Source organism: uncultured Sunxiuqinia sp., assembly GCF_947495665.1.
Taxonomy (GTDB): Bacteria; Bacteroidota; Bacteroidia; order Bacteroidales; family Prolixibacteraceae; genus Sunxiuqinia; species Sunxiuqinia rutila.
Genome location: NZ_CANLZV010000005.1, coordinates 92,184 through 116,635, shown reverse-complemented (window position 1 = coordinate 116,635; position 24,452 = coordinate 92,184). Strand labels below are relative to the sequence as shown.

Sequence of the window (24,452 nt, the reverse complement as noted above, 5' to 3'; positions counted from 1 at the left end):
ATTGTAAAGGTTTATGGATTAAAAGCTTGCACTAAGTCCAAACAAATAAACTCTTGGGCGAGGATAGATGTCATTATCAATTCCTTCATTTACTTCAGGATCCAGTCCGCTGTAGTCGGTAATGACAAATACATTTTGAACGGAAGAGTACAAGCGTAAGTTAAGGTCTAAGCCAACTGATTTTTTAAGCAGTTTCTTGAAATTATAGCCTAAAGTCACATTATCCATGCGCAGGAATGAGGCGTCTTCCAGGAAGTAATCCGAGTATTGCTGTGCAGTGGTGAATTTAGAATTATTGATTTCTGAAGGCAAGTTGGTCAGATATTCATTCACGGTAAGCTCCTGGTAACGGGCACCAACAATGACGTTGTTGTAAACCTGGCCTCCGATGGCTGCTCTGGCGTTAAAGCCAAAATCAAAATCTTTGTAATAAAGCGTTGATGAAAGTCCCATAAATACATCCGGAGCTGGTGATTCGGCATAGTATTTATCGTTTTCGTTCACTGTTCCGTCGTTGTTGCGGTCAACGTATAATCCTTCAATGGGTTTTCCGTTAGCATCGTATACTTGTTCGTAAACATAGAAGGTATTTAACGGGTAGCCAACAGCATGTTTTTGGATGGTGTTACCAACTCCAACCCCACTGATGTTTCCAACATCCACCCCTTTGTAGGTCGGGTCGTCGTAGTTGGTCAGTCGTGTAATTTTGTTTTTGTTGTGTGTCAGGTTAAAGCTAACTTCCCAGCTCAAATCCTTGGTGCTAACCGGTATGGCATTCACTGACAATTCAAAACCGATGTTTTCCAGGTCTCCCACGTTGGTCAGCAGGCGGTCTGTGAAGTTGGTTCCGGCAGGTACCGGAATGGTGTTCAGCAGGTCTTTGGTATCGCGCTTGTAAAAGTCAAAAGCTCCGCTTAAACGGTTTTCAAAGAAACCAAAGTCAACTCCCACGTTGTAGGTAGTTGTTTTCTCCCACTCCAGGCTTCTGTCGTACCCGTCAGGACGAATGAGTGTGTAATATTGGTCTCCCAGTTTGTATTGGGTACGCGAATCACTTAAACGGTAAATTCCCAGGTAAGGATAGTCGCCACTGTTTAGCTCTTGCTGACCGGTAAGTCCGTAGCCTAAACGAAGTTTCAGGTTGCTCACAACATCCTGGTTTTGCATGAATGATTCTTCAATAACCCGCCATCCTAAAGCAGTTGATGGGTAATAGCCCCAGCGGTTATCTTCGTGGAATCGGGATGATCCGTCTGCCCGAACCGTTGCTGTCAGCAGGTATTTGTCTTTGTAAGAATAGTTTGCTCTTCCGAAGAAAGAAACCAGGTAGTTTTCCGTTTCGTCTTTTGAATTAACAATTACGGTACTGAAACGATCCACTTCGTAAGCCGAGGCGTTGGACCAGAAGTGTTGCCACTCATAACCAGCCATGGCATCCACACGGCTATCGATGTTCGTAAGGTCTTTCTTGTAGTTCAGGTAAAAGTTGAAAAGCTTATTGCGTCTTTTTTGCGTGTAATCACGTTTTACGCCTGACGAAGCTGTTTGTACCCATGAAGCTGAAGGATCTGTATTGGTGAAACCATCACTGTCTGATTCGTCCAAACCAACTTTTAAAGTGGCTGTGATGTCGGGGAAGAAGTGCAGTTTATAGTTTGCCTGCGCATCCACGATGTAGCGATTCACATCCGACTCGTCATGGCGCTGTTGCAATTGGGCTACCGGGTTACGGGTTCCGTTTACGTTGCGTGAGCCATCGCCCATCAACCAAGTGGTGTAACCGCCATAAATACCCGTGTTGTTGAATACCGGTTTGGTTGGATCAAAACGCAGGGCGTTACCAATGGCTGCTTTATCTGCAAAGCGGTTGTCAATGTTCATGTACTTAATACCGGCAGTTACTTTCAGGTGATTGTCAAACAAGCTTGGATTGACCTTAAACGTAGCTGTCTTACGATCCATGGATGAGGTTCTCAGGATACCGAACTGATCGGTATACCCCACAGAGGCACGGAATGGAATTTTGTCAACTGCTCCCGATACACTTAAGTTGTGCTCATGTCCAATGGCTGTTTGGAAAATCTCGTCTTGCCAATTGGTTTTGGCATTGCCCATCAGTGCCGGATTGACTGAACTATTGACGGCTGCACGCTCATTTACCAAATTTCTGAAGGCATCGGCATCCAACACATCAATATATTCTTTGATTTCGTTGACGCTCATTTTAGATTCCAGCTCCACACGGAAATCCTGGTTTTGCTTGCCTTCCTTAGTTGTAATCAAAATAACCCCGTTTGAGGCACGAGAACCATAAATAGCTGTTGATGAGGCATCCTTCAACACAGTGAATGAAGCGATATCGTTAGGGTTAATTGACGTCAATACGTTGCTCATTCCGTCAATGGTACGGTTGTCAATGGGCATTCCGTCAATCACGATCAACGGATCGTTACTGGCAGACATGGATGAACCTCCACGAATTCGGATTTTGGCTGAGGAACCGGGGGCGCCACCTTCTGTTTGAATCAGTACACCAGCTACTTTCCCTTGAATCAGGTCTTGTGGGGAGCTGGTAGCACCTTGGTTAAAATCAGATGAATTCACAGAGGCGACAGCTCCGGTAGCATCTTCTTTGCGTATTTGTCCGTAACCAATGACCACAACTTCTTCCAGCTGTTCTGTATCGAGCCGAAGGCCAACATTTAGTGTTTGAGCACTTGAGATAACAAATTCGGATGTTTCATAACCAATGTAGGAGAACTGAACCGTTGCTCCTGGTTCAACACTCAATGTATAGTTGCCATCAAAATTGGTGATTGTTCCATTGGTCGTTCCTTTCACAAGGACGGTTACCCCGGGAAGTCCTTCTCCGGTTTCCTGGTCGGTGACCGTACCGGAGATACTGACAACCTGAGCAAAAGAAATCTGTGAAATGATCAATCCCAGGATCATCAGCGAGATCTTTAGGTTTTTGCGAATAATCTTCATAATGATTTAATAATTAGTTTTTAAACTCAATTAGATCAGCATTTTTGTCATTTAAATTCTTGATTTTTTAATGTTTGGTTAATTCTTTTTTACTTCAATTTTTGTATTCCGATGGGCAATGATAGCCTTTTTAACAGGACTTTCTTTTGTTTTAAAGCAGGCCTTCAACTGCAAACGTTTGCGGTGTCGTTTGCAGTTAATATGTTTCACAACAGGTAGTCACTGGTAGGTATCATCTTTTTTTTCATAATTTTGAGACTATTTTATAAGCAGAGAGTGATTATTAAGCTCATCTGGAATGGGTTGGCAGTTCTGGTAGCTGTTTAAACAGGTGTCTGTCAGAAAAATAAGTATTGATTTGCTTCGGAAGATGGCAGGAAATCAAATCCCGGATAATTCGATGTCAACTAAATAAATTGCTATTTTTAACGACAGATAGTAAGGATTAACAGTTCTTTTAAGCATGAGCAGTAATCAGGTCACCATAAAAGATATTGCACGTATTTTGGGCATATCTGCATCAACGGTATCGCGGGCGTTGAAAAATCATCCGGATATTAGTGAGGCCACTAAACAGGCGGTTAATGAGTTGGCTCAAAAGCTGAACTATGAGCCGAATGCGGTGGCTTTGAGTCTAAAGCATAACCGAAGCAATACCATTGGTGTCATCATTCCAGAGATTGTCCATTATTTTTTCTCCTCGGTAATTAGTGGGATTGAAGATGTGGCCTATGATGCGGGTTTTACGGTAATCATTTGCCAGTCGAACGAGCGTTATGACCGGGAGGTGGCGAATGTGAAAGCCTTGCTTTCTCACCGGGTTGATGGTGTTTTGGTGGCCATTTCAAAGGAAACGCATCAATACGATCATCTTTTTGCCATTCAAGATCGCAATGTACCCATGGTTTTTTTTGATCGGGTCATTCCGGAAATAGAAGCTGATCATGTGATTATTGACGACCGTAAAGCATCGTACGAAGCAACCAAACACCTAATTGATGGAGGACGAAAGCGTATTGCTCACTTTGCAGGTCCTCAAAATTTGTCGATCGGTATTGAACGCCGTATTGGCTATGAGCAAGCCTTGAAAGACGCAAATTTACCGGTGATTCCTGAGCTAATTATTGAAGCTGACAGTTTTGAAAAGGCGATAAAAGCAACGAATAAGCTGTTAGACATGGAGAATCTGCCTGATGGCATCTTTGCCGTTAACGACCTGACTGCCATTGGTGCGATGCAAACCCTTCAGAAACGGGGCATAAAAATTCCGAAGCAGATTGCGGTGGTTGGCTTTAGCGATGGCCGTTTTTCCGGAATAACAGACCCAACATTAACTTCGGTCGATCAACATGGTTATGAAATGGGCAGTGTTGCTACCAAAATGTTGCTTAGGCGCTTGCTGAATCCGAACTACGATGCGCCGGTACAAAGCCATGTTTTGGATGCCAATCTGATTGTGCGCGGATCATCGGTTTAGGGAAAATAAGGTTTCCTGACTCCTTGATTGGTTGTTTGTATGCTGGCTTATTAAGACCTGTTTTTGAGAAAACAGCTTTAAACGCAATTTTTTTCAAAAAAACCGAACCTCACTCGCAAACGTTTGCAATAAGGGGTTGCGCCTGTTTATGGGGGCTAAAGCGCCGAAATATGCCTGTGCAGCATGCCTGAGGGCTTGATTTATTCGAAATTACATCTTTATATTTGTAGCGTATTTCCGATTACATACAATTCTTTTTTACTTCCTGAGATTGTTAACCGCTAACGGTTAGCACCTGTATTGTACCTTTTGTTTGGATCAAATTGAGAATAGCTGGCATTAGAGCTGGTAATGACAAATGCGTCGATTCAATTGATTTTTAACAAAACCTGATTTTAAGAACTAATTCATTCTGTTATGAAACGAAAACCTGTGCTGAGTTTTTGGCAAGTGTGGAACATGAGTTTTGGCTTTCTGGGTATCCAGTTTGGCTTTGCACTGCAAAATGCCAACGTGTCCCGGATCTTTCAAACCCTGGGTAGTGATGTCGACCGACTTGCTGTGCTTTGGCTGGCAGCTCCTGTTACGGGACTGATTGTACAGCCAATCATTGGGCATTATAGTGACAAAACCTGGGGAAAATTGGGGCGTCGGCGTCCTTATTTCCTGGTTGGAGCAATTTTGGCTTCGCTGGCCTTGTTTGTTATGCCTAACTCTCCGCTATTGTGGGTGGCTGTTGGAATGCTTTGGATTATGGATGCTTCCATTAATGTTTCGATGGAACCTTTCCGGGCTTTCGTTGGGGATATGCTGCCAAGCGAACAACGAACCCAGGGATTTGCCATGCAAAGCTTTTTTATCGGCACCGGTGCTGTTGTGGCTTCTTTGCTGCCTTACATGCTTAGCAATTGGTTTGGCATTGCGAATGTGGCTTCGGGCGATGAGTTGATTCCACCTTCCGTAAAATGGTCGTTTTACATTGGTGGCTCAGTCTTCTTCTTAGCGGTGCTTTGGACGGTGATTCGAACCAAGGAGTATAGTCCGGAAGAACTGAAAGCGTTTGAAGAAGAAAAAATATTGAGCAACCCCGAAGCGAAAGTCACAGCAAAATCAGCCATTGAATTGCTGGGTGCTTTCGTTCGTAATGGGGTGTTGTTTTCAGTTGCTGGAATCGTATTGAGCTTCCTATTCTACCACTTTGATCTGGAAAAGGAACTCTACATTTTAAGTGGAGGCCTGCTTGTTTTTGGAATGGTTCAGTTGCTGACAGCTTTCTTGTCAAAACAGCGGAAAACCAACAATGGCTTGGTGGAGGTGATTACAGATATGATGAATATGCCTAAAACCATGGGGCAGCTGGCAGTGGTTCAGTTCTTTTCGTGGTTTGCCCTTTTCTCCATGTGGATTTACTCTACGCCGGCGGTTACCGGTTATGTGTTTGGTGCTACCGATACCACCTCGGCTTTGTATAACGATGGAGCTGATTGGGTGGGGGTTTTGTTCGGTGTTTACAATGGCTTTGCGGCTGTTGTTGCGTTCTTATTACCTGTGATTGCGCGGTACACCAATCGAAAAGTAACACACGCCATTGCCTTGGTACTTGGAGGTTTGGGACTGGCTTCTTTTTACGTCGTTCGCGATCCCAATATTCTCATTATTTCCATGCTGGGAGTTGGTGTAGCCTGGGCCAGTATTTTATCCATGCCTTACGCGATTTTAACGGGTTCACTTCCGGCTGAGAAGATGGGAACCTACATGGGAATCTTCAACTTTTTCATTGTCATTCCACAGATTTTAGCGGCCAGTATCTTGGGGTTTTTCATGACCCATGTTTTTGGCGGTGAATCGATCATGGCCTTGTTACTGGGCGGGGCTTCGATGCTGATTGCAGCAGTAACCGTGTTGTTTGTCGATGATGTTGATAGCCCGGATAAATAAAACGATTAAAGAAAAATAGGATGTAGTAGTTGTAGGCTACTGTAATTAAACAATTTATGGATGGAAATAAAAGCATGTCTTTTTGATTTGGATGGTGTAATTGTCGATACAGCTAAGTATCATTATTTAGCTTGGCAACAATTGGCCAATGGACTGGGAATAAGCTTTACTGAGGAGCACAACGAGTTACTGAAAGGAGTAAGTCGGATGCGGTCTTTAGACATTATTCTCGAACTGGGAAACACGACTTTGGCTGATGACGAAAAAATGAAATTGGCAACTCAAAAAAATGAGGTTTACCTCAGCTACATTCAACGGATGAAGGACGATGAGTTACTTCCCGGGGTGAAGGAGTTTATCGAAGAAATTAGAAACAAAGGAATAGTTGTGGCTTTAGGATCAGCTAGTAAGAATGCCCGGTTAATTCTAAAGCAACTACATATTGAAGAATTATTTGATGCCATTATTGATGGTAACGAGGTGACCAAAGCAAAACCCGATCCGGAAGTATTTCTAAAAGGTGCAGAGGCACTGCAGGTCCAAAGCCGGAGTTGTGTGGTGTTTGAAGATGCCATTGCAGGGGTTGAAGCAGCTAAAAATGCAGGCATGGCTTGCATTGGCGTTGGTGATCCGAAAAACCTGTCAGAAGCCGATCAGGTTATCTCCGGCTTCGAAGGGTTCAACTTAAAGCAATTAGCCACTTTTTTAAGCGATAAGAATTAACGGACTAAAAAGCATTACCAGTGAAAAATTACATCATACATTGCGATTGGAAGGTCATTGAAGAAGGATTTGACCCCAAAAACAACCGGGTTTCCGAGAGCTTATTCAGCTTAGGAAATGGCCACACAGGCCAACGCGCAAACTTCGAAGAAAAGTATAGTGGCGACAGCTTGCAAGGGAACTACCTGGCTGGGGTGTATTATCCTGATAAGACCCGGGTTGGCTGGTGGAAAAATGGTTATCCCGAATACTTTGCCAAGGTGTTGAATGCTGCCAACTGGATCGGTATTCACATTCAGGTTGATGGTGAAGAGTTGGATTTAGCCACAGCTCAAGTGGACGAATTCAAACGCGAACTGGACATGCATTCCGCTTTGCTGACCCGTTCATTTGTGGCAAGCTTACCTTCCGGGAAAAAATTGGAAGTTGAGGTCAAACGCTTTCTGAGCATGAAGAATCAGGAGATTGGGGTGATTCGCTACCAACTTAAAAGTTTGAATTTTTCAGCTCCAGTAACAGTCACCTCTTTCATCGATGGTGATGTTATGAATGAAGATTCCAACTACGATGAGAAATTCTGGGTGGAGCTTGAAAAAGAAGTGGAGGGAGCAAATGCTTTCCTGTGCATGGAAACCAAAAAGACGGGTTTTCATTCCGGCAATCGACAGTTAACACGCGTACTGCTGAATGGAAAAGAGCAGCTTGATCAGCCAGAAGCGTTGCAAAAGGAGAAACTCGTTGGCTCCGTGTTTCATAGCCAGCTTCAGGAAGATGATACCTTGTTGGTTGAGAAGTACGCGGCTATCTGTTCGTCACTGCAAACACCAAAGGGAAAAATGAAAGCCTATACCCAGAAGCTTGTTGAGGAGGCTTCAGCCAAAGGGTTTGAGCATTTGTATCAGGAACACAGCAAAGCTTGGGAACTACGCTGGGAAACCAGCGATATTGAGATTAAAGGAGATCGTGCCGCTCAGCAGGGGATACGCTTCAATATTTTCCACCTGATGCAAACTTATACCGGCGATGATGAGCGCCTCAATATTGGACCAAAAGGTTTTACAGGCGAAAAATACGGAGGTGTAACCTATTGGGACACCGAAGCGTACTGTTTGCCTTTCTTTTTAGGAACTGCACCGGAGCGCGTGGCAAAGAACCTGCTCATGTACCGCTACAAACACTTGGGTAGAGCCATTGAAAATGCTGAGAAGTTGGGCTTTAAAAATGGGGCTGCTTTGTATCCTATGGTGACCATCAATGGTGAAGAATGCCACAATGAATGGGAAATCACGTTTGAAGAAATTCACCGAAATGGAGCAATTGCCTATGCCATTTACAACTACATCAACTATACTGGCGATCGACAGTACTTAGCGCCTTATGGCTTTGAAGTGCTGCTTGGAATTTCGCGTTTTTGGGCGCAACGGGTAAACTGGTCCGAAGAAAAGCAGGCTTATGTGATTCTTGGAGTTACTGGCCCCAACGAATACGAAAACAACGTAAATAATAATTTCCATACCAACAAAATGGCGGTGTGGACACTGAAATATACCTTGGATGTTATTGCTTACATCAAGCGCGAACATCCTTACCTGTTCGAAGAACTGATTCAGAAATGGAAGTTCAACGAATTGCAGGAAACAGATCATTGGAAGGAAATCATTGAGAAAATGTACTTTCCTTATGATGCAAAAAGGGAAATCTTTTTACAGCAAGATGGCTTCCTGGATAAGGAGCTTGTTCCGGTTGATTTGCTGCCTGAGGACGAATACCCAATTAATCAAAACTGGTCCTGGGATCGCATTTTGCGTTCATGCTACATCAAGCAGGCGGATACCCTTCAAAGCTTGTATTGGTTTCAGGAAGAGTATGATGAAGAATGCGTGAAACGGCATTTCGATTTTTACGAACCAATCACTGTTCATGAGTCTTCATTATCGCCTTGTGTTCATAGTATTTTGGCCTCACGAATTGGCCGCGAAGACAAAGCATATGAGTTTTATTTGCGTACAGCACGCTTAGATTTGGACGATTACAACAACGATACAGAAGATGGTTTGCACATCACCAGTATGGCAGGAACATGGATGTCGTTTGTGGAAGCTTTTGGGGGTATGCGTGTTAAAAATGGCCAGCTGATGCTGGATCCTTTCATCCCGGAATCATGGGAATCATATTCCTTTAAGATTAGTTTCAGAGGCTCACACCTCGAAATTCAAATGGGAGAGGAACTAAAAATCATCAACCATAACCCGGGAATGGTGTCGGCCATTATTTGGGGCAAAAGTTATGAGTTACAGGAAAAACAAGAACTGATACTAAATAGAGAAGAGAAATGATTAAACAAATAGCGATTGTCTTTTTACTGGTGTTAGCCGGATCGGCTCAATTACTGGCCACTTCAGTTGAGCGGGTAGAACCAATGTTTTGGTGGGTAGGCATGAAGAATCCAAACCTGCAATTGATGGTGCACGGAGAGGATATTGCCCAAGCTGATGTTAGCTTTGATTATCCCGGAGTGAGCTTGGAAAGTGTGAGTCGGGTAAAGAACCCCAATTACCTTTTTATCAACCTTAAAATTGATGAAGAAACCCGCCCTGGAACCTTTGATTTAACCTTTACAACCGGCCGGAAGAAAACAACTTCATATACCTACGAATTGCGGGATCGGGAGGCTAATTCGGCTAACCGAATGGGCTTTAATAGCTCGGATGTCATTTACCTGATCACACCGGATCGATTTGTCAATGGCAATCTGGATAACGACGCTGTTGAGGGAATGAAGGAGCTTCCAAACCGAGCTGATAAAGATGGCCGTCATGGAGGTGATATCCGGGGAATTATCAATAGCCTGGATTATCTGCAAGGGCTTGGCTTTACGGCTGTCTGGTTAAACCCGGTGCTGGAAAATAACATGACTCAGGTGTCCTATCATGGTTACTCAACCACCGACTTTTACAAGGTCGATCCACGCTATGGTAGCAATGAAGAATACCTGGAGCTGTCGAAAGAGCTGAAGAAACGGGGCATGAAGCTGATTATGGATATGATTTTCAACCACTGTGGTTCGGAGCATTGGTGGATGGATGATATGCCTATGGATGATTGGATTCATCATTACCCGGAATACAAAATTACGACGCATCGACGTACCGTGCATCAGGATCCGCATGTGTCTGAAGCAGATCGCAAAGCCATGCTGGATGGTTGGTTTGTACCAACAATGCCTGACTTGAACCAGGAAAATCCCTTCATGGCTACTTACCTGATTCAAAACAGTATTTGGTGGATTGAATATGTTGGTCTGGAGGGGATTCGTCAGGATACCTGGCCTTACCCGGACAAACACATGATGGCCGACTGGACAGAGCAAGTACTGGAAGAATACCCAAATTTCAACATTGTAGGCGAAGAGTGGAGCATGAATCCGGCCATTGTGTCCTACTGGCAAAAAGGCAAGCAAAACTCAGATGGCTACCATTGTAGCTTGCCGAGCTTGATGGATTTCCCGGTTCAAAATGCGACAAGCCGCGCTATGCAGCACGAAGAAAGCTGGGACAAAGGGTTGCAGGAATTGTACGAAGCCTTATCCAATGATTTTCTTTACCCGGATGCTGACAACTTGGTGGTCTTCCCGGACAATCATGATATGTCACGCTTTTACACGCAAGTGGGAGAGGATGTTGAAAAGCTGAAAATGGGCTTGGCTTTCTTTTTAACCACCCGTGGTATTCCACAAATCTTCTACGGAACAGAGGTGCTGATGTCTAATCCGGGCACCGAAGACCATGGGATCATCCGAAGTGATTTTCCGGGGGGATGGGCCGGTGATGCGGTGAATGCATTTACTGGCGAAGGCTTAAGCGATGCGCAAAAAGACCTTCAAAATTACATTGGAACCATTCAGAATTGGCGGAAAAACAAAGAAGTGATTCATACGGGCAAACTCATGCATTTTGTGCCTGAAAATGGTTTGTACGTGTACTTCCGCTACAATGAAGATGAAACGGTGATGGTTGTTTTGAATAAGAATACGACTGATAACCAGCTGGAAACTGCCCGTTTTGAAGAGCTTATTGGAAAGTTTTCACGTGGAACAGAAATTATTCGTTCGAAACCAATCAATGATCTTTCAACCATCACGGTTCCGGCAAAAGCAGCCATGATTATCGAATTAAAATAAACCGATTGAAATCAAGAAAAATGACCAGAAAAATACGACTGTTAGCAGTCATCCTATTGGTAAGTAGTTTTATTGCCAAAGCTCAGCAAATCCAGTCGCCAGATGGGCAACTGATTCTGTCGTTTGAGCTTAAAAATGAAGTGCCTTTTTATACCCTTTCTTACAAAGGACAACCGGTGATTCAGCCTAGTTCTTTGGGAATTGAATTGTTTGACGACCAATGGGGCTTAACCGACGGGTTTACCCTTGGTCAAACCGAAACATCCACCTTTGATGAAAACTGGGAGCCTGTTTGGGGTGAGTACCGGTCGATTCTGAACCACTACAATGAATTGGCTGTCACGCTGAATCAAGAGGATGCCTCGCGTCATATTGTTCTCCGTTTTAGGCTGTTTAATGATGGGCTCGGATTTCGTTACGAGTTTCCAGAGCAGCCTAACTTAAACTATATGGTTGTCAAAGAGGAGCATACCCAGTTTGCGATGACAGGCGATCATAAAGCCTTTTGGATTCCGGGAGACTTTGACACCCAGGAATACGATTACACCGAATCAAAGCTTTCTGAAATCAGGGGCTTTATGGAAACGGCAATTACTCCAAATGCGTCGCAAACTCCATTCTCACCAACAGGGGTGCAAACTTCGTTGATGATGAAAAGTGACGATGGCTTGTACATCAATATTCATGAGGCTGCCTTGGTTGATTATTCCTGCATGCACTTGGAGTTGGATGATCAAAACATGGTTTTTGAATCATTCCTAACACCTGATGCGCAAGGGAAAAAGGGCTACTTACTGGCTCCATGCACTTCTCCTTGGCGGACGGTCATAGTTAGCGACCAAGCGGCTGATATTCTTCAGTCAACCCTGACGCTGAACTTGAATGAACCTTGTAAAATTGAGGATACTTCGTGGATTAAGCCCGTTAAATACATGGGTGTTTGGTGGGAAATGATTACCGGAAAAAGCAGTTGGGCTTATACCGATGTGCCTTCGGTTAAACTGGAAACATTTGATTACTCCAAAGCTAAACCGAATGGAAAGCACGCTGCCAACAATGAGAAAGTAAAGGCTTACATCGATTTTGCCGCTGAAAATGGTTTCGACCAATTGTTGGTTGAAGGTTGGAATACCGGTTGGGAAGATTGGTTTGGCAAGTCGAAAGACTATGTGTTCGATTTTGTAACACCTTATCCTGATTTTGATGTAGATATGTTGCAGGATTACGCCGAATCCAAGGGAATTCAATTGATGATGCACCACGAAACATCAGGCTCGGTGCGTAACTACGAGCGCCACATGGATCAAGCCTACCAGTTTATGGTTGATCATGGCTACAATTCGGTAAAAAGCGGTTATGTAGGAGATATGATCCCGAGAGGAGAGTATCACTACGGGCAATGGATGGTGAATCACTATCATTACGCGATCGAAAAAGCAGCTGAATACAAAATAATGGTTAATGCGCACGAGGCTGTTCGCCCAACGGGTTTATGCCGGACTTATCCGAACCTGATTGGCAATGAGTCGGCCCGGGGAACCGAATACGAAGCGTTTGGTGGAAGCAAGCCGTTCCACACCACAATTCTTCCATTTACCAGATTGATTGGCGGCCCAATGGATTACACTCCCGGTATTTTTGAAATGGACATTTCCAAACTGAATCCGGAGAACAATTCACATGTAAATACAACGCTGGCGCGTCAATTGGCTTTGTATGTAACCATGTACAGCCCCTTGCAAATGGCAGCCGACCTTCCGGAACATTACCAGCGTTTTGAAGATGCTTTTCAGTTTATCAAAGATGTGGCCATTGACTGGGATGATTCACGTGCGTTAGCAGCAGAGCCCGGCGATTACATCACCATTGCACGGAAAGCCAAAGGAACCAACAACTGGTTTGTAGGAACCACTGTGGATGAAAATGGGTACCAGTCAGTCCTGAAATTTGATTTTCTGGATGAAGGCAAGAAATACATCGCGACAATTTATGCGGATGCTGCGGACGCACACTACAAAAATAATCCACAGGCCTACACCATTCGGAAGGCTGTGGTTACCAATAAATCGGTTTTGAAACAAGCTTGTGCTCCGGGCGGTGGCTATGCCATCAGTATCATCGAAGTTACGGATAAAGCACAAACGAAAGGATTGAAGAAACTATAAGCTAATTGGAATAACATGCAGTTAAAAGTGTTTAAACTATTTACGATTTTGTTTGTGGCGGGAGCCTTGGTGTCCTGTCAGCCAAAAACAAAGCCTGAATCGAATCAGGAGCAGGTGATAACCGGTCAGCAATTGCCGAATCCGGATTGGGTAAAAGATGCCGTGCTCTACGAAGTAAACATTCGCCAATATACGCCAGAAGGTACTTTCAAGGCATTTGCCGAGCATTTGCCCCGCTTGAAAGATCTGGGAGTCGATATTTTGTGGATCATGCCCATTCACCCAATTTCGGAGAAAAACCGGAAAGGAACTTTGGGTTCGTACTACGCGGTGAAAGACTACAAAGGAATTAACCCGGAGTTTGGAACGATGGCAGATTTTAAAAATCTGGTTAATGAGGCACACGACCTCGGTTTCAAGGTAATTATCGACTGGGTGGCAAACCATACTGGCTGGGACAACCGGTGGATTTTTGATCATCCGGAGTGGTACACCAAAGATTCAACCGGCGCTATTATTGCACCGAATCCGGACTGGTCCGATATTGCTGATCTAAACTTTGATGTTCAGCCCATGCGCCGTGCTATGATCGATGCCATGGACTTTTGGCTGGAGGAAGCCAATATAGATGGTTTTCGCTGCGATGTGGCTTGGGGAGTGCCTCAGGACTTTTGGGAAGAAGCGCGTGCTTCATTTGACTCCATTAAGCCCATCTATATGCTTGCCGAGGATGAAGATCATCCGGGCTTGCTGAAGTATGCGTTTGAATCGAATTACACCTGGAAGCTGCATCATACGATGAATGCTGTTGCTAAAGGCGAACAAACGGCACAGGATCTGAGAAACTACTTCGTCGAAATGGATGACGAAAAATACACACCGGGTTCTTTCCCTATGCAGTTTATTACCAACCACGATGAAAACTCATGGGCTGGAACAGTGAGCCAACGCATGGGGGACGCGGCTGATGCCTTTGCTGTATTTAGCTTCACCGTACCTGGAATTCCTTTGATTTACAGTGGGCAAGAAGCTGGCTTGGATAAGCAGCTGGCATTTTTTGAGAAAGATGAAATTGATTGGTCAAAGCTCGATAAAGAGGAATTTTATCGTCGTTTAATTGAGCTAAAAAAGACCAATGAAGCGCTGTGGAATGGCTTGGATGGCGGGGATATGAAGTTGCTCAACACCAATCATAACGATCAGGTTTTCGCCTTTACCCGCGAAAAAAACTCAAACAAACTTTTGATCATTATGAACCTTTCCGATACTCCTGTTGTTTGTAATATCAAGTTCGATGTTCATGAAATGTACGAGGGAATTTGGGAAGAGAGCGATTTGGTAGCAGAAGAGAAGGAGAGCATCGAACTTCAAGCATGGGAATACAAAATATACAAACGCAAATAGATTTTTTAGGTTTAGTTTAGGTTTAGTTGGTTTATTAGTTTGAGAAGGGACCGCAATTGGCGGCCCCTTTTTTTATGCTCTTTGGTCTTGTGCCACAACATTTGTGGTGAAAATACTAGCGGGCTGATGCGTTTTAATGGGTATGGTTATGAAAGTAACTGTGTGAAAACTTTTCGAGCGTAGTCCGTAAGTTTTCAATGACCTCCAGGTCGGTGCTTTGCTTGGCCTTCATTGAATAAACCAGCAACTGGTGCAGCAATGCTAACTGGTTGGTATATTTTGCGTAAGCTTCTACCTCCGTCGGTGAAACAGGCTTGATGCGCTGGTGCAAAAAGTACTGGCTCACAATATCTTGAATCTTTTGCGCATGCTCTTCTTTATTCACCACCCAACGAACCAGCTGGTTGTAATTTTTATCCCCGGCTTTGGACAATTCGTTGATTTGATTCATGGACTTCTCCAATGTCTCAATATGCTCAGCAATGAGTGTTACACGTACCGAATCGCCGTAAATGCCACAGGGGATTTCACAGTGAGCAAAGCTTTTCTGGCTAAAAGCCAAAAGACCGATAAAAAGAGTAAGAATGGCTAATTTTTTCATAACTAGTTTTGTTTAAATTTCTATCAGTAAAACAATTGTAAAACGAAGTGGTTTGTTAAGTTTTTGATTATATGTCTCTTGTTACTCCTGATAGCAATGAACTGTTTGGGATATTAGACGTTGATTAAGACGGTTTTATCTTTAATTAATTGTCATGAAAAAAATATTGATTACGGGCTGTAGTTCAGGGTTTGGCTATCAGGCGGCTAAATACTTGGCAGAAAAGGGACATCACGTTTATGCTACCATGCGAAAGGTGGCCGGTAATAATGCAGGAAAAGCTTCAGATTTAAAGGAGTTCGCAAAGGCTAACAAGCTCAACATTGATGTTCTCGACATGGATGTTACTTCTGATGAGAGTGTCAATTCTGCTGTCAAACAGATTCCGACACTAGATGTTGTTATCAACAATGCCGGATATGGATATGGCGGACCTGTGGAGGCATTTTCTTCCGAAGAAATATTACAGCAGTTAGATTTAAATATCGTTGGAACCATCCGTGTTGCTAAAGCGGTATTACCTAAGCTGCGAAAGCAAAAATCGGGTTTGATTATTCAGGTTAGCTCTACGGCCGGGAGAGCCGCTTTTCCTGGCTTTGGTGTATATCATGCCAGTAAGTGGGGACTGGAAGGAGTTAGCGAAGCCATGCGTTACGAATTAGCTCCACTGGGGATTGATGTGGTGATTGTTGAACCAGGACCATTTTCAACAAATTTCTTTGGCAACATTGTGCAGCCCAAGGATGCTGAGATTGCTTCAGCTTATGAACATGTTGCAGGATTTATTCAAGACTTTGGAGGTCAGGTTCAAAACTTCTTTGAGGATGAGAATGCACCGACTGACCCGATGGTCGTTGTTAAGATTTTCGAAGATCTGATCAATAAACCAGCAGGCAGTCGTCCTCTTAGAACGATTGCAGGATTGGATTTCGGTTTTCAGGCATTGAATGATGCAGTTGAGCCAATTCGGGTGGGAGCTCTTGCCGCAATGGGAGTAGGCGATTGGGATGGTCCTAAAGCCTAGTTATTGCTTGTTTTGATAAAAATATGGTTGCCCGACTGATAAAATAGCCGGGCTTTTTTTATTTCAACTCCCAGCTGGAACCATCTTTGGTGTCTTTCACCACAAAGCCAAGTTTACTGAGTTCATCGCGAATTTTATCCGCAGTTCCCCAATCCTTATTGGCTTTGGCTTCCTGACGAAGCTGCAACAGCAAGTCGATGGCATGTTCGTAGGCTTCCGTGTTTGCATTATCTTGTTGTTCTGGTTGCTGCAGACCAAATAAGTCAAACAGGAAGGTGGAATACAAAGTCTTCAGCTCTTTCAGATCATCAGCTGAAATGCTTGCTTTTCCATCGGCCAGAGAGTTAATCATCTTCACACCGTCAAAAAGGTGAGCAATGGCAATCGGGCTGTTCAAGTCGTCATTCATCGCCTGGTAACATTTGCTCTTCAGCTCTGCAACCTGAACCGTTGATGTGGCTGAGCTTTCCAGCTTATCCAGTGTTTCCACAGCTTTAAGCAGCCGCTCCATGCCTTTCTCGGCAGCCTGCAGCGCTTCGTTGGAGAAGTCCAATGTACTGCGGTAGTGCGCCATTAGCATAAAAAAGCGAATGGTCATGGGCTTGTAGGCTTTTTCCAGCAAGGGATGGTTGCCTTCAAAAAAGTCATCCAGTGAGATGGCATTGCCCAGGGATTTACCCATTTTCTGGCCGTTCAGTGTCACCATGTTGTTATGCATCCAGTAGCGAACCGCATCGTGTCCGTTGGCTGCTTTGGCCTGAGCAATCTCTGCTTCGTGGTGCGGGAAGGTCAGATCCATTCCACCACCATGAATATCGAATGTTTCACCAAGGTACTTGCAGCTCATGGCAGTACATTCCACGTGCCAGCCGGGAAATCCGTCTCCCCATTTGGAGGGCCAGCGCATGATGTGCTCGGGTGCCGCCTTTTTCCAGATGGCAAAATCCAGCGACGATCGTTTTTCGTCTTGTCCGTCCAACTGGCGGGTATTGGCTTGCAGGTCTTCAATTTTTCGGCCCGAAAGCTCGCCATAAGGATAATCTTTGGCATATTTCTCGACATCAAAATAAACCGAACCGTTGCTTTCGTAAGCATAGCCGGCGGCCAATATCTTTTCTACCGTTTCAATCTGTTCAATGATATGTCCGGTAGCACGGGGCTCAATGCTGGGGGGAAGAACATTGAGTTGCTGCATGTTTTTATGGTAGTCGTTGGTGTAAATTTGAACGATCTCCATGGGTTCAAGCTCTTCCAGCCGGGCTCTTTTGGCAATTTTGTCTTCACCTTCATCGGCGTCATTCACCAGGTGCCCCACATCGGTAATGTTACGCACGTAGCGAACCTTGTAGCCAATGTGTTTTAGGTAGCGAAAAAGCAGGTCGTAGGTCACTGCCGGACGCGCGTGTCCCAAATGGGCTTTGCTGTAAACGGTAGGCCCACAAACGTACAAGCCGGCTTTACCCGGATGAAGCGGTTCAAAAACTTCTTTTTTGCGACTTAATGTATTGTAAATCTGTAGTTGATTTTCCATGGATTCGAGAAATTTTTGCAAAGTTAAAAATTTTAACTCAACTGTGGCTAAATGAGCCGGTGAGAGTCACCCCGAATCTAAATTGGGCGAATCAACTGGTTTGTTGTCCAGTCATTTTTGCCGGATCAACCCATGCATCATACTGCTCAGCCGTTAGAAGCTTCAGCTTAATGGCCGCTTCTTTCAAACTGGTATTTTCTGCGTGTGCTTTTTGGGCAATTTTAGCTGCATTTTCATAGCCAAGGTAGGGATTAAGTGCCGTTACCAGCATCAAGGAATTGCTGAGGTGGGTATCAATCCGAGCCTGATTGGGTTGAATACCAACAACGCAGTGCTGGGTAAACGACTTACAAGCATCGCCCAGTAGATTGGCCGACTGTAGGAAGGCGTGGATCATAACCGGTTTGAAAACATTCAGCTCAAACTGTCCGTTCGATCCGGCTATGGAAATGGTGGTGTCGTTGCCCATTACCTGAGCACAAACCATGGTGAGTGCTTCCACCTGGGTCGGGTTGACCTTTCCGGGCATGATGGAGGAGCCAGGCTCGTTGGCCGGGATGGTAATTTCGCCAATGCCGGCCCGGGGCCCTGAGGCCAGTAAACGGATGTCATTTGCAATTTTCATCAAGCTGACGCCCAGTTGTTTCAAAGCGCCATGCGATTCCACCAACGCGTCGTGGGCTGCTAATGATTCGAACTTATTTTCAGCCGTTACAAATGGCAGGCCGGTGAGTGTGGCAATGGCCTGGGCTACTTCTTCGGCATAGCCCTCAGGCGTATTGAGGCCGGTTCCAACTGCCGTTCCTCCCAAAGCCAGTTCCGATAAGTGGGAAAGCGTGTTTCTAAGGGCTTTCAACCCATGATTGAGTTGCGAAACGTAGCCGGAGAATTCCTGCCCCAAAGTGAGCGGAGTGGCATCCATCCAGTGGGTACGACCAATTTTGATCACGTCCTTCATGGCTTCGGATTTGGTTTCCAGCGCGTCACGCAGCAGTTCCACCTGTGGAATGGTATGTTCGACCAGTGTTTTATAGGCGGCCAAGTGCATGGCGGTTGGAAAGGTGTCGTTGGATGATTGTGATCTGTTGGCATCATCATTGGGGTGAATTGGAGATTCTCCAATCCCCAGTTGGTTTCCAGCCAGCACATGTGCCCGGTTTGAAATCACCTCATTGACATTCATGTTGGTTTGTGTTCCTGAACCGGTTTGCCAGATCACCAGTGGAAATTCGGCATCCAGTTTTCCGGCGATAATTTCGTCACAAACCCGCTGGATCAGTTCACTTTTGGTTTTGGGCAATACACCTGCTTTTTCGTTCGTTTGGGCGGCTGCTTTTTTCAGGTAACCAAAGGCATGAATCACTTCCAATGGCATACTGGCTGCTGCCCCGATCTTGAAATTTTCGATAGAACGCTGGGTTTGTGCACCCCAATAGCGTTCAGCAGGCACTTTAACTTCACCCAAGCTGTCCTTTTCCATTCTGAAATTCATAATCAGTGTGTTTTGGTCCTGTTAATTCAGACAATCCAGAGCTTCATTTGTTTGGTTTTCAAAAGAACCATAAAAATGAATAAAGCTGTTTTTTGAAATCAAAATGGAACTATATTTACGGCCAGTTATTTGATGTTTTGAATGAATAGGTTAACACCTTTAAAAGAGCGGCACCTGCTGAGGAATCAGGAGGAGTACCAGGTGAAATACAACTATTTGAAATTCCCTTCACCGGAAGAAGCAGCGACTGCTATGCAGGAACGACAAGCCATTTTGTCGGCCATTGAAAGCAGGATCAAGTGGGGATTTCATAACAGCAAAGTGGATGTGACAAAACTTTCAAAAGGATGTCAGCTTTGTGGAGAGGGGCAGTGGTCCTGTCTTTTTATCAATAACCTGTGCAACGGGAAATGTTTTTATTGTCCCACACAGCAAACCGATCTGGGCAAGCCGCAGACCAATACGCTGACGTTTGATGATCCGCAAAACTATGTGGACTACATCCGTCGGTTTGGGTTTAAAGGAGTCAGTATTTCGGGGGGTGAGCCGCTGGTTTCGTTCGAGAAAAGCCTGGCTTTTGTGCAAGTGGTAAAAGAGGCTTTTGGCGACGAAGTGTATGTTTGGTTATATACCAATGGCATTTTGCTAACCGAGGAAAAGGTTGCCGCTTTAAAGCAGGCAGGTCTGAATGAAATGCGCTTTGACATTGGTGCTACGGAATACAAAACCGATAAAATTCAGTTGGCTGTTGGTCAGATCCCGGTGGTAACGGTGGAAATTCCGGCCGTGCCGCAGGAAGAAGAATTGCTGAAGGAGAAAATCCGGGAGTTGCATCAGTTGGGTGTCAATCACCTGAATTTTCACCAGATGCGGCTTACTCCCTACAATTTCAATCAGCTGATTGAGCACGATTATACGTATTCGCATGGCGAAAAGGTGACGGTCATTGAATCTGAACTGACTGCTTTGCGCCTGATTCAATTTACTTTGGATGAAGGCATTGATTTGCCCATCAATTACTGTTCGTTTGTTTATAAGAACCGGCATCAGAAATCGGCTAATCGCATGAAACATGCGCCACAGGTGGTTAAACCCTGGGAGCGAGTCACCGAAAACGGCTTTATCCGTCGCTTGTTTGTGAAGCTTCCCGTTGAGCAGGAAGCCGTTGTTTTGGCTGAGCTGGATTCACTGATTGAGCAGCAGTTGGCTTTTTATTATCCGCAAAAACGGGAGTTGAGTTTTCACCACTACATTTTGGACGAAATAAAGCAACTGGCTCTGCCTATGTTTCTGGAGTACCACGTCAGTCATATCTTCCCGCAGGAAACGGGCATCAATGAGTTTGATCCGATTCCCTTGAATGAGGAGTGCCAGGTGGTGATCGAACGGGGGGCCGCTATTTTGCCTATTGAACTCAATGTTGAAATGCTTCAGCTTTTGGAGCAATTGCTGGATGGTCAGCTGAGTTACCAGGAAGCTGACTCGAAGGCGATTCAGGAAATCATGACTCACGAATTTATCCCGGAAGGACTGGGCGAATACCATTAATTGAAGGATCCGGTCTGTGGGGAAGACCGGATCCCTTTAAATGCTTTTGGGCCTTTAAACTACCCGGATCAGATCGTTCTGCGGAGCGACCAGTTGTCCAAATGGTTCGGCTGTAATGTTGTGTTTTTTCAGAATTTCCTGCACCTGTGGCAGGGCATCCGGTTCAACAGCGACCAGTAATCCGCCACTGGTTTGTGCATCGCACAGCAACAGTTTGTCCGACTCATTTTTCAGTTTCACCTTACTTCCATAGCTGTCCCAGTTTCGGTGTGTACCGCCGGGAATACAGCCTAATTCAATGTATTCGGCTACTTCTGCAAAACGTGGAATTTTGTCCAGTTCAATTTCGGCCGAAAGCTGGCTTCCCTCGCACAGCTCGGTTAAATGGCCCAGCAGCCCAAAGCCTGTGACGTCAGTCATTGCCTTGATGCCCGGCACAGCGGCCAGTTCAAAGCCTACCTTGTTGAGTTGCATCATGGAATTTGGAGCCAGGTGTTGGTGCTCTGCTTTTAACTTTCCTTTCTTTTGTGCTGTGGATAACACACCTACACCGAGGGGTTTGGTGAGCAACAGTTGGCAGCCTTGGGTCGCCGTGTCGTTTCGTTTCAGTTGGTCCATAGCCACCTGGCCGGTAACGGCCAAGCCAAAAATAGGCTCAGGACTGTCGATGCTGTGTCCGCCTGCCAGCGGAATGCCTGCCTCCTGACAGGTCTCACGTCCGCCTTCCAGCACTTTTTGGGCCACTTCGGGGGCCAGTTTATCGATGGGCCAGCCCAAAATAGCAATGGCCAGCAGGGGTTTGCCGCCCATGGCATATACATCGCTGATGGCATTGGCTGCTGCAATTTTCCCAAAGGTGAACGGATCATCAACAATGGGCATGAAAAAGTCGGTTGTGCTGATGATGGCTGTTCCGTCCTGCATGTCGTAAACCGCGGCATCATCGCGGCTGTCGTTTCCTACCAACAAGTTGGGCGAGTTAAAAGGTGCCAGATTGGTTTGAAGAATGGAGCTGAGAACTTTGGGTGATATTTTGCAGCCACAACCGGCGCCGTGACTATACTGTGTGAGTTTTATTTCGTTCATATTTTTCGACTAAAGTGATCAGTGTTTTTGCATTATTTTCGTGGTTCATGTCGGGAAGTGGAACCATGCAAACCAATTCCGGGTTGCGGTTCTGTACTCCTCTCAGGTAGGCTTTATCGTAATACTGAAGGGCCAAAAGCGCCACCTCGTAAAATTTTTGTTGGGCCAGGTATTCGTGGGCCAGTTTTACATTTTGCCCGCCAAGCCGCTTGGCAATCCCATTGATGGCGTAAGCCAGCTCGGGCGTTTCGCAAACGGTGTATTGACCAACCAGATGCCGGGCCCGCTGTTCTTTGCTGAGTTGAATGAAGTAAACCATTTGCTGACGCATTTGCCGGAACAGCGGGATGGGAATTTTTACCTTTCCAATGCTGTGGCTTTCATCCTCCAGCCAAATTGGCTGCTGCAGGTTGAGCTGCCGAAAGGCTTCAAACAAGTTGTTTTCGAATTGCTCTACGGTGGGCTGCGGACTTTCGCCGATTGCTCCAAAAGCAGAGCCTTTGTGGTGGGCCAGCCCTTCCAGGTCGACGACTTGCTGCCCTTGTTGCTGCAGGTTTTTCAGAAGCAGGGTTTTGCCACTACCTGTAAAGCCGCCCAGAATGCGCAGCTGGAGTGGCTGAGCAAAAAAGTCAAGCACATAATTCCGATAGGCTTTATAGCCACCGGTAATTACATAAACCTCATCAAAGCCGTTTTCGTGCAAGTGTTCGGCAAAGGCATGACTGCGCATTCCTCCGCGCCAACAGTGTACGGCAACCGGGGAATTTCCGGCTACTTTCCGGCTTTCGCTGATAAACCAATCCAGCTTCGGTGTAACAAACCGATAGCCCAGCTCAACGGCTTCGTCGCGCGATTGCTGAACGTAAACGGTGCCTACCTGCGCCCGCTCCTCATTGGAAAATAGGGCAATATTGGTTGCACCCGGAAGGTGTCCTTTTTCATATTCTCCCGGTGAACGTACATCAATTAAAGGCAGGCGATGTTGCTGGCAATAAAAATCGTGGATGCTGATTTCAATAATCATGACCACAAAAGTAGCTGATTTTCGATGACGAAAGGAAGCCGGAAAAAATTAAATCATCACCCTTTCCATTTTTATTCCGGCGAAGGTTACCATTCCTTTTATTTTAAAGCTTAACCCGTCCATTTCTTGATAATTATCAGTTTACACACTACATTTGCATGAAATTATCAAATGTTCCCATCGTTTGGGAATTCTTGGTTATAAGGAAGAGTGGAGAGAGCGGGCTCCTGGAAACTCTGGCAACCCTCTGTTCAACAATGGAAACGGTGCCAAAACCCGGCCGGAAACGGAATTATAATTGATCTTAAAAAATGAAACGAGTGAAGAAACAAGCCAATTCTCTTTTTCTGCTGAGCTGTATGCATTTTGCAAACTGCTGCATGCGCTAATCGGCGCACGATCTTTTTTCCATTATTCGGACCATTTCAGTCAAAACAAATGAGTTTTTCGTGAATTCGAACCTCAGGCTTTGAAACAGGAACTCAATAGCTTATAAGAACGATGTTATTTAAACCCAAAACATACCGCGACAGCTTTTCCAAAGAACGTTTTCAATCGTTTGTAGTTACCTACAAGGAGTCCGATTTATGGATCGGAATGAATGCGGATTCGTACAAGGAAGAGATGGAAACTCTGGCCCTTGAAACCGTAAAAAGCCTGGCTGACGCGCTGGAACAGTATATGGCTGAAGAGCCCTTTTTTAAAAAAAGCCTGAAGCCGTGCCAGGTGAGCGAAAACGCCCCGCAGGCGGTTCAGCAAATGGCGGCTGCGGCCGAAAAAGCCGGCGTAGGACCTACTGCTGCCTGGTCGGGAACGTTTAGCGAGCAGGTCGGAAAAGCCCTTTTGGAGAACTTTTCAATTCAAGAGTTGGTTGTTGAGAACGATGGTGACTGTTTTCTGAAGCTGCAGAGCCCCTTGGTGCTACCCATTTTTGCGGGCGAATCGCCTTTGTCAGGCATGGCCGGACTGGAAATTCAGGCTGCGCAAACCCCACTGGGGATATGCACTTCCGCAGGAACAAGTGGCACATCACGCAGTTTTGGCAAGGCCGATGCCGTGCTGATTGCCTGCAAGGATACCGCCCTGGCTGATGCTTTGGCTACCGGCCTGGGGAACCTGATCAAGAAACCGGCTGACGTGGAAAAAGTACTGAATCGGGCCGAACGCATGGAGGAAATCATTTCGGCGGTATTGATTTGCGATGACCAGATCGGTATTCGGGGGGAGTTTGAATTAAATATATTAGGTTGAAACGAAAGTGTCGGGAACAT

At 45.4% G+C, this 24,452-nt stretch carries 16 protein-coding genes and 1 riboswitch; of the genes, 10 read left to right on the top strand and 6 right to left on the bottom strand.

From position 1 onward, the window contains the following. Positions 1-18 precede the first annotated feature (18 nt). Positions 19-2,988 (bottom strand): TonB-dependent receptor, encoded by a 2,970-nt coding sequence (locus tag Q1A18_RS08135; RefSeq protein ID WP_299578448.1) that lies wholly within the window; start codon positions 2,986-2,988, stop codon positions 19-21. Between the two features lie 463 nt (positions 2,989-3,451). Between Q1A18_RS08135 and Q1A18_RS08130 the strand changes: the two genes are divergently transcribed. From Q1A18_RS08130 to Q1A18_RS08100, 7 genes are all read left to right on the top strand, one after another. Continuing rightward, on the top strand, positions 3,452-4,465 hold the full coding sequence (locus Q1A18_RS08130) for a LacI family DNA-binding transcriptional regulator (protein WP_299578447.1): 1,014 nt from the start codon (positions 3,452-3,454) through the stop codon (positions 4,463-4,465). Positions 4,466-4,882: 417 nt separating this feature from the next. Further along, positions 4,883-6,403, top strand: coding sequence for an MFS transporter (locus Q1A18_RS08125; protein WP_299578446.1), 1,521 nt, complete (start codon positions 4,883-4,885; stop codon positions 6,401-6,403). Positions 6,404-6,463: 60 nt separating this feature from the next. Beyond that, positions 6,464-7,126, top strand: a complete 663-nt coding sequence (gene pgmB, locus Q1A18_RS08120; RefSeq protein WP_299578445.1) for a beta-phosphoglucomutase — start codon at positions 6,464-6,466, stop codon at positions 7,124-7,126. 20 nt (positions 7,127-7,146) lie between these two features. Continuing rightward, on the top strand, positions 7,147-9,462 hold the full coding sequence (locus Q1A18_RS08115; RefSeq protein WP_299578444.1) for a family 65 glycosyl hydrolase domain-containing protein: 2,316 nt from the start codon (positions 7,147-7,149) through the stop codon (positions 9,460-9,462). Continuing rightward, positions 9,459-11,306: a glycoside hydrolase family 13 protein gene (locus Q1A18_RS08110; protein ID WP_299578443.1), complete on the top strand. Its 1,848-nt coding sequence runs from the start codon at positions 9,459-9,461 to the stop codon at positions 11,304-11,306. Before Q1A18_RS08115 ends, Q1A18_RS08110 begins: the two co-directional genes overlap by 4 nt. Positions 11,307-11,326: 20 nt before the next feature. Then, entirely contained in the window at positions 11,327-13,471 is a 2,145-nt protein-coding gene (locus Q1A18_RS08105; RefSeq protein ID WP_299578442.1) for a glycoside hydrolase family 97 protein, read from the top strand. 15 nt (positions 13,472-13,486) lie between these two features. After that, positions 13,487-14,875, top strand: coding sequence for an alpha-amylase family glycosyl hydrolase (locus tag Q1A18_RS08100; RefSeq protein WP_299578441.1), 1,389 nt, complete (start codon positions 13,487-13,489; stop codon positions 14,873-14,875). 133 nt (positions 14,876-15,008) lie between these two features. Here the strand turns inward: Q1A18_RS08100 and Q1A18_RS08095 are convergent, their stop codons facing one another. After that, positions 15,009-15,476 carry a superoxide dismutase [Ni] gene (locus Q1A18_RS08095; RefSeq protein ID WP_299578440.1) on the bottom strand — a complete coding sequence of 156 codons (468 nt, stop codon included), beginning with the start codon at positions 15,474-15,476 and terminating at the stop codon, positions 15,009-15,011. 154 nt (positions 15,477-15,630) lie between these two features. Here Q1A18_RS08095 and Q1A18_RS08090 point away from each other — a divergent pair, with 154 nt between their 5' ends. After that, positions 15,631-16,500: an SDR family oxidoreductase gene (locus tag Q1A18_RS08090; protein ID WP_299578439.1), complete on the top strand. Its 870-nt coding sequence runs from the start codon at positions 15,631-15,633 to the stop codon at positions 16,498-16,500. A 58-nt stretch (positions 16,501-16,558) separates the two neighbouring features. Here the strand turns inward: Q1A18_RS08090 and cysS are convergent, their stop codons facing one another. Together cysS and fumC are read right to left on the bottom strand one after the other, a co-directional pair. Then, on the bottom strand, positions 16,559-18,031 hold the full coding sequence (gene cysS / locus Q1A18_RS08085; RefSeq protein ID WP_299578438.1) for a cysteine--tRNA ligase: 1,473 nt from the start codon (positions 18,029-18,031) through the stop codon (positions 16,559-16,561). Between the two features lie 91 nt (positions 18,032-18,122). Then, positions 18,123-19,523, bottom strand: a complete 1,401-nt coding sequence (gene fumC / locus Q1A18_RS08080) for a class II fumarate hydratase (RefSeq protein ID WP_299578437.1) — start codon at positions 19,521-19,523, stop codon at positions 18,123-18,125. Positions 19,524-19,664: 141 nt separating this feature from the next. On the opposite strand from fumC, the gene Q1A18_RS08075 reads away from it, so the two are divergent. Beyond that, a complete protein-coding gene (locus Q1A18_RS08075; protein ID WP_299578436.1) occupies positions 19,665-21,071 on the top strand; it encodes a radical SAM protein in 1,407 nt (468 codons plus the stop codon). A 54-nt stretch (positions 21,072-21,125) separates the two neighbouring features. Here the strand turns inward: Q1A18_RS08075 and selD are convergent, their stop codons facing one another. Both selD and mnmH read right to left on the bottom strand, forming a co-directional pair. Further along, positions 21,126-22,157 (bottom strand): selenide, water dikinase SelD, encoded by a 1,032-nt coding sequence (selD, locus tag Q1A18_RS08070; protein WP_299578435.1) that lies wholly within the window; start codon positions 22,155-22,157, stop codon positions 21,126-21,128. After that, entirely contained in the window at positions 22,129-23,181 is a 1,053-nt protein-coding gene (gene mnmH / locus Q1A18_RS08065) for a tRNA 2-selenouridine(34) synthase MnmH (RefSeq protein ID WP_299578434.1), read from the bottom strand. The genes selD and mnmH overlap by 29 nt, the downstream gene beginning before the upstream one ends. A gap of 195 nt (positions 23,182-23,376) precedes the next feature. After that, positions 23,377-23,482, top strand: a riboswitch (SAM riboswitch). Between the two features lie 200 nt (positions 23,483-23,682). Here mnmH and Q1A18_RS08060 point away from each other — a divergent pair. Then, entirely contained in the window at positions 23,683-24,432 is a 750-nt protein-coding gene (locus Q1A18_RS08060) for a UPF0280 family protein (RefSeq protein WP_299578433.1), read from the top strand. The last annotated feature ends 20 nt before the right edge of the window (positions 24,433-24,452 follow it).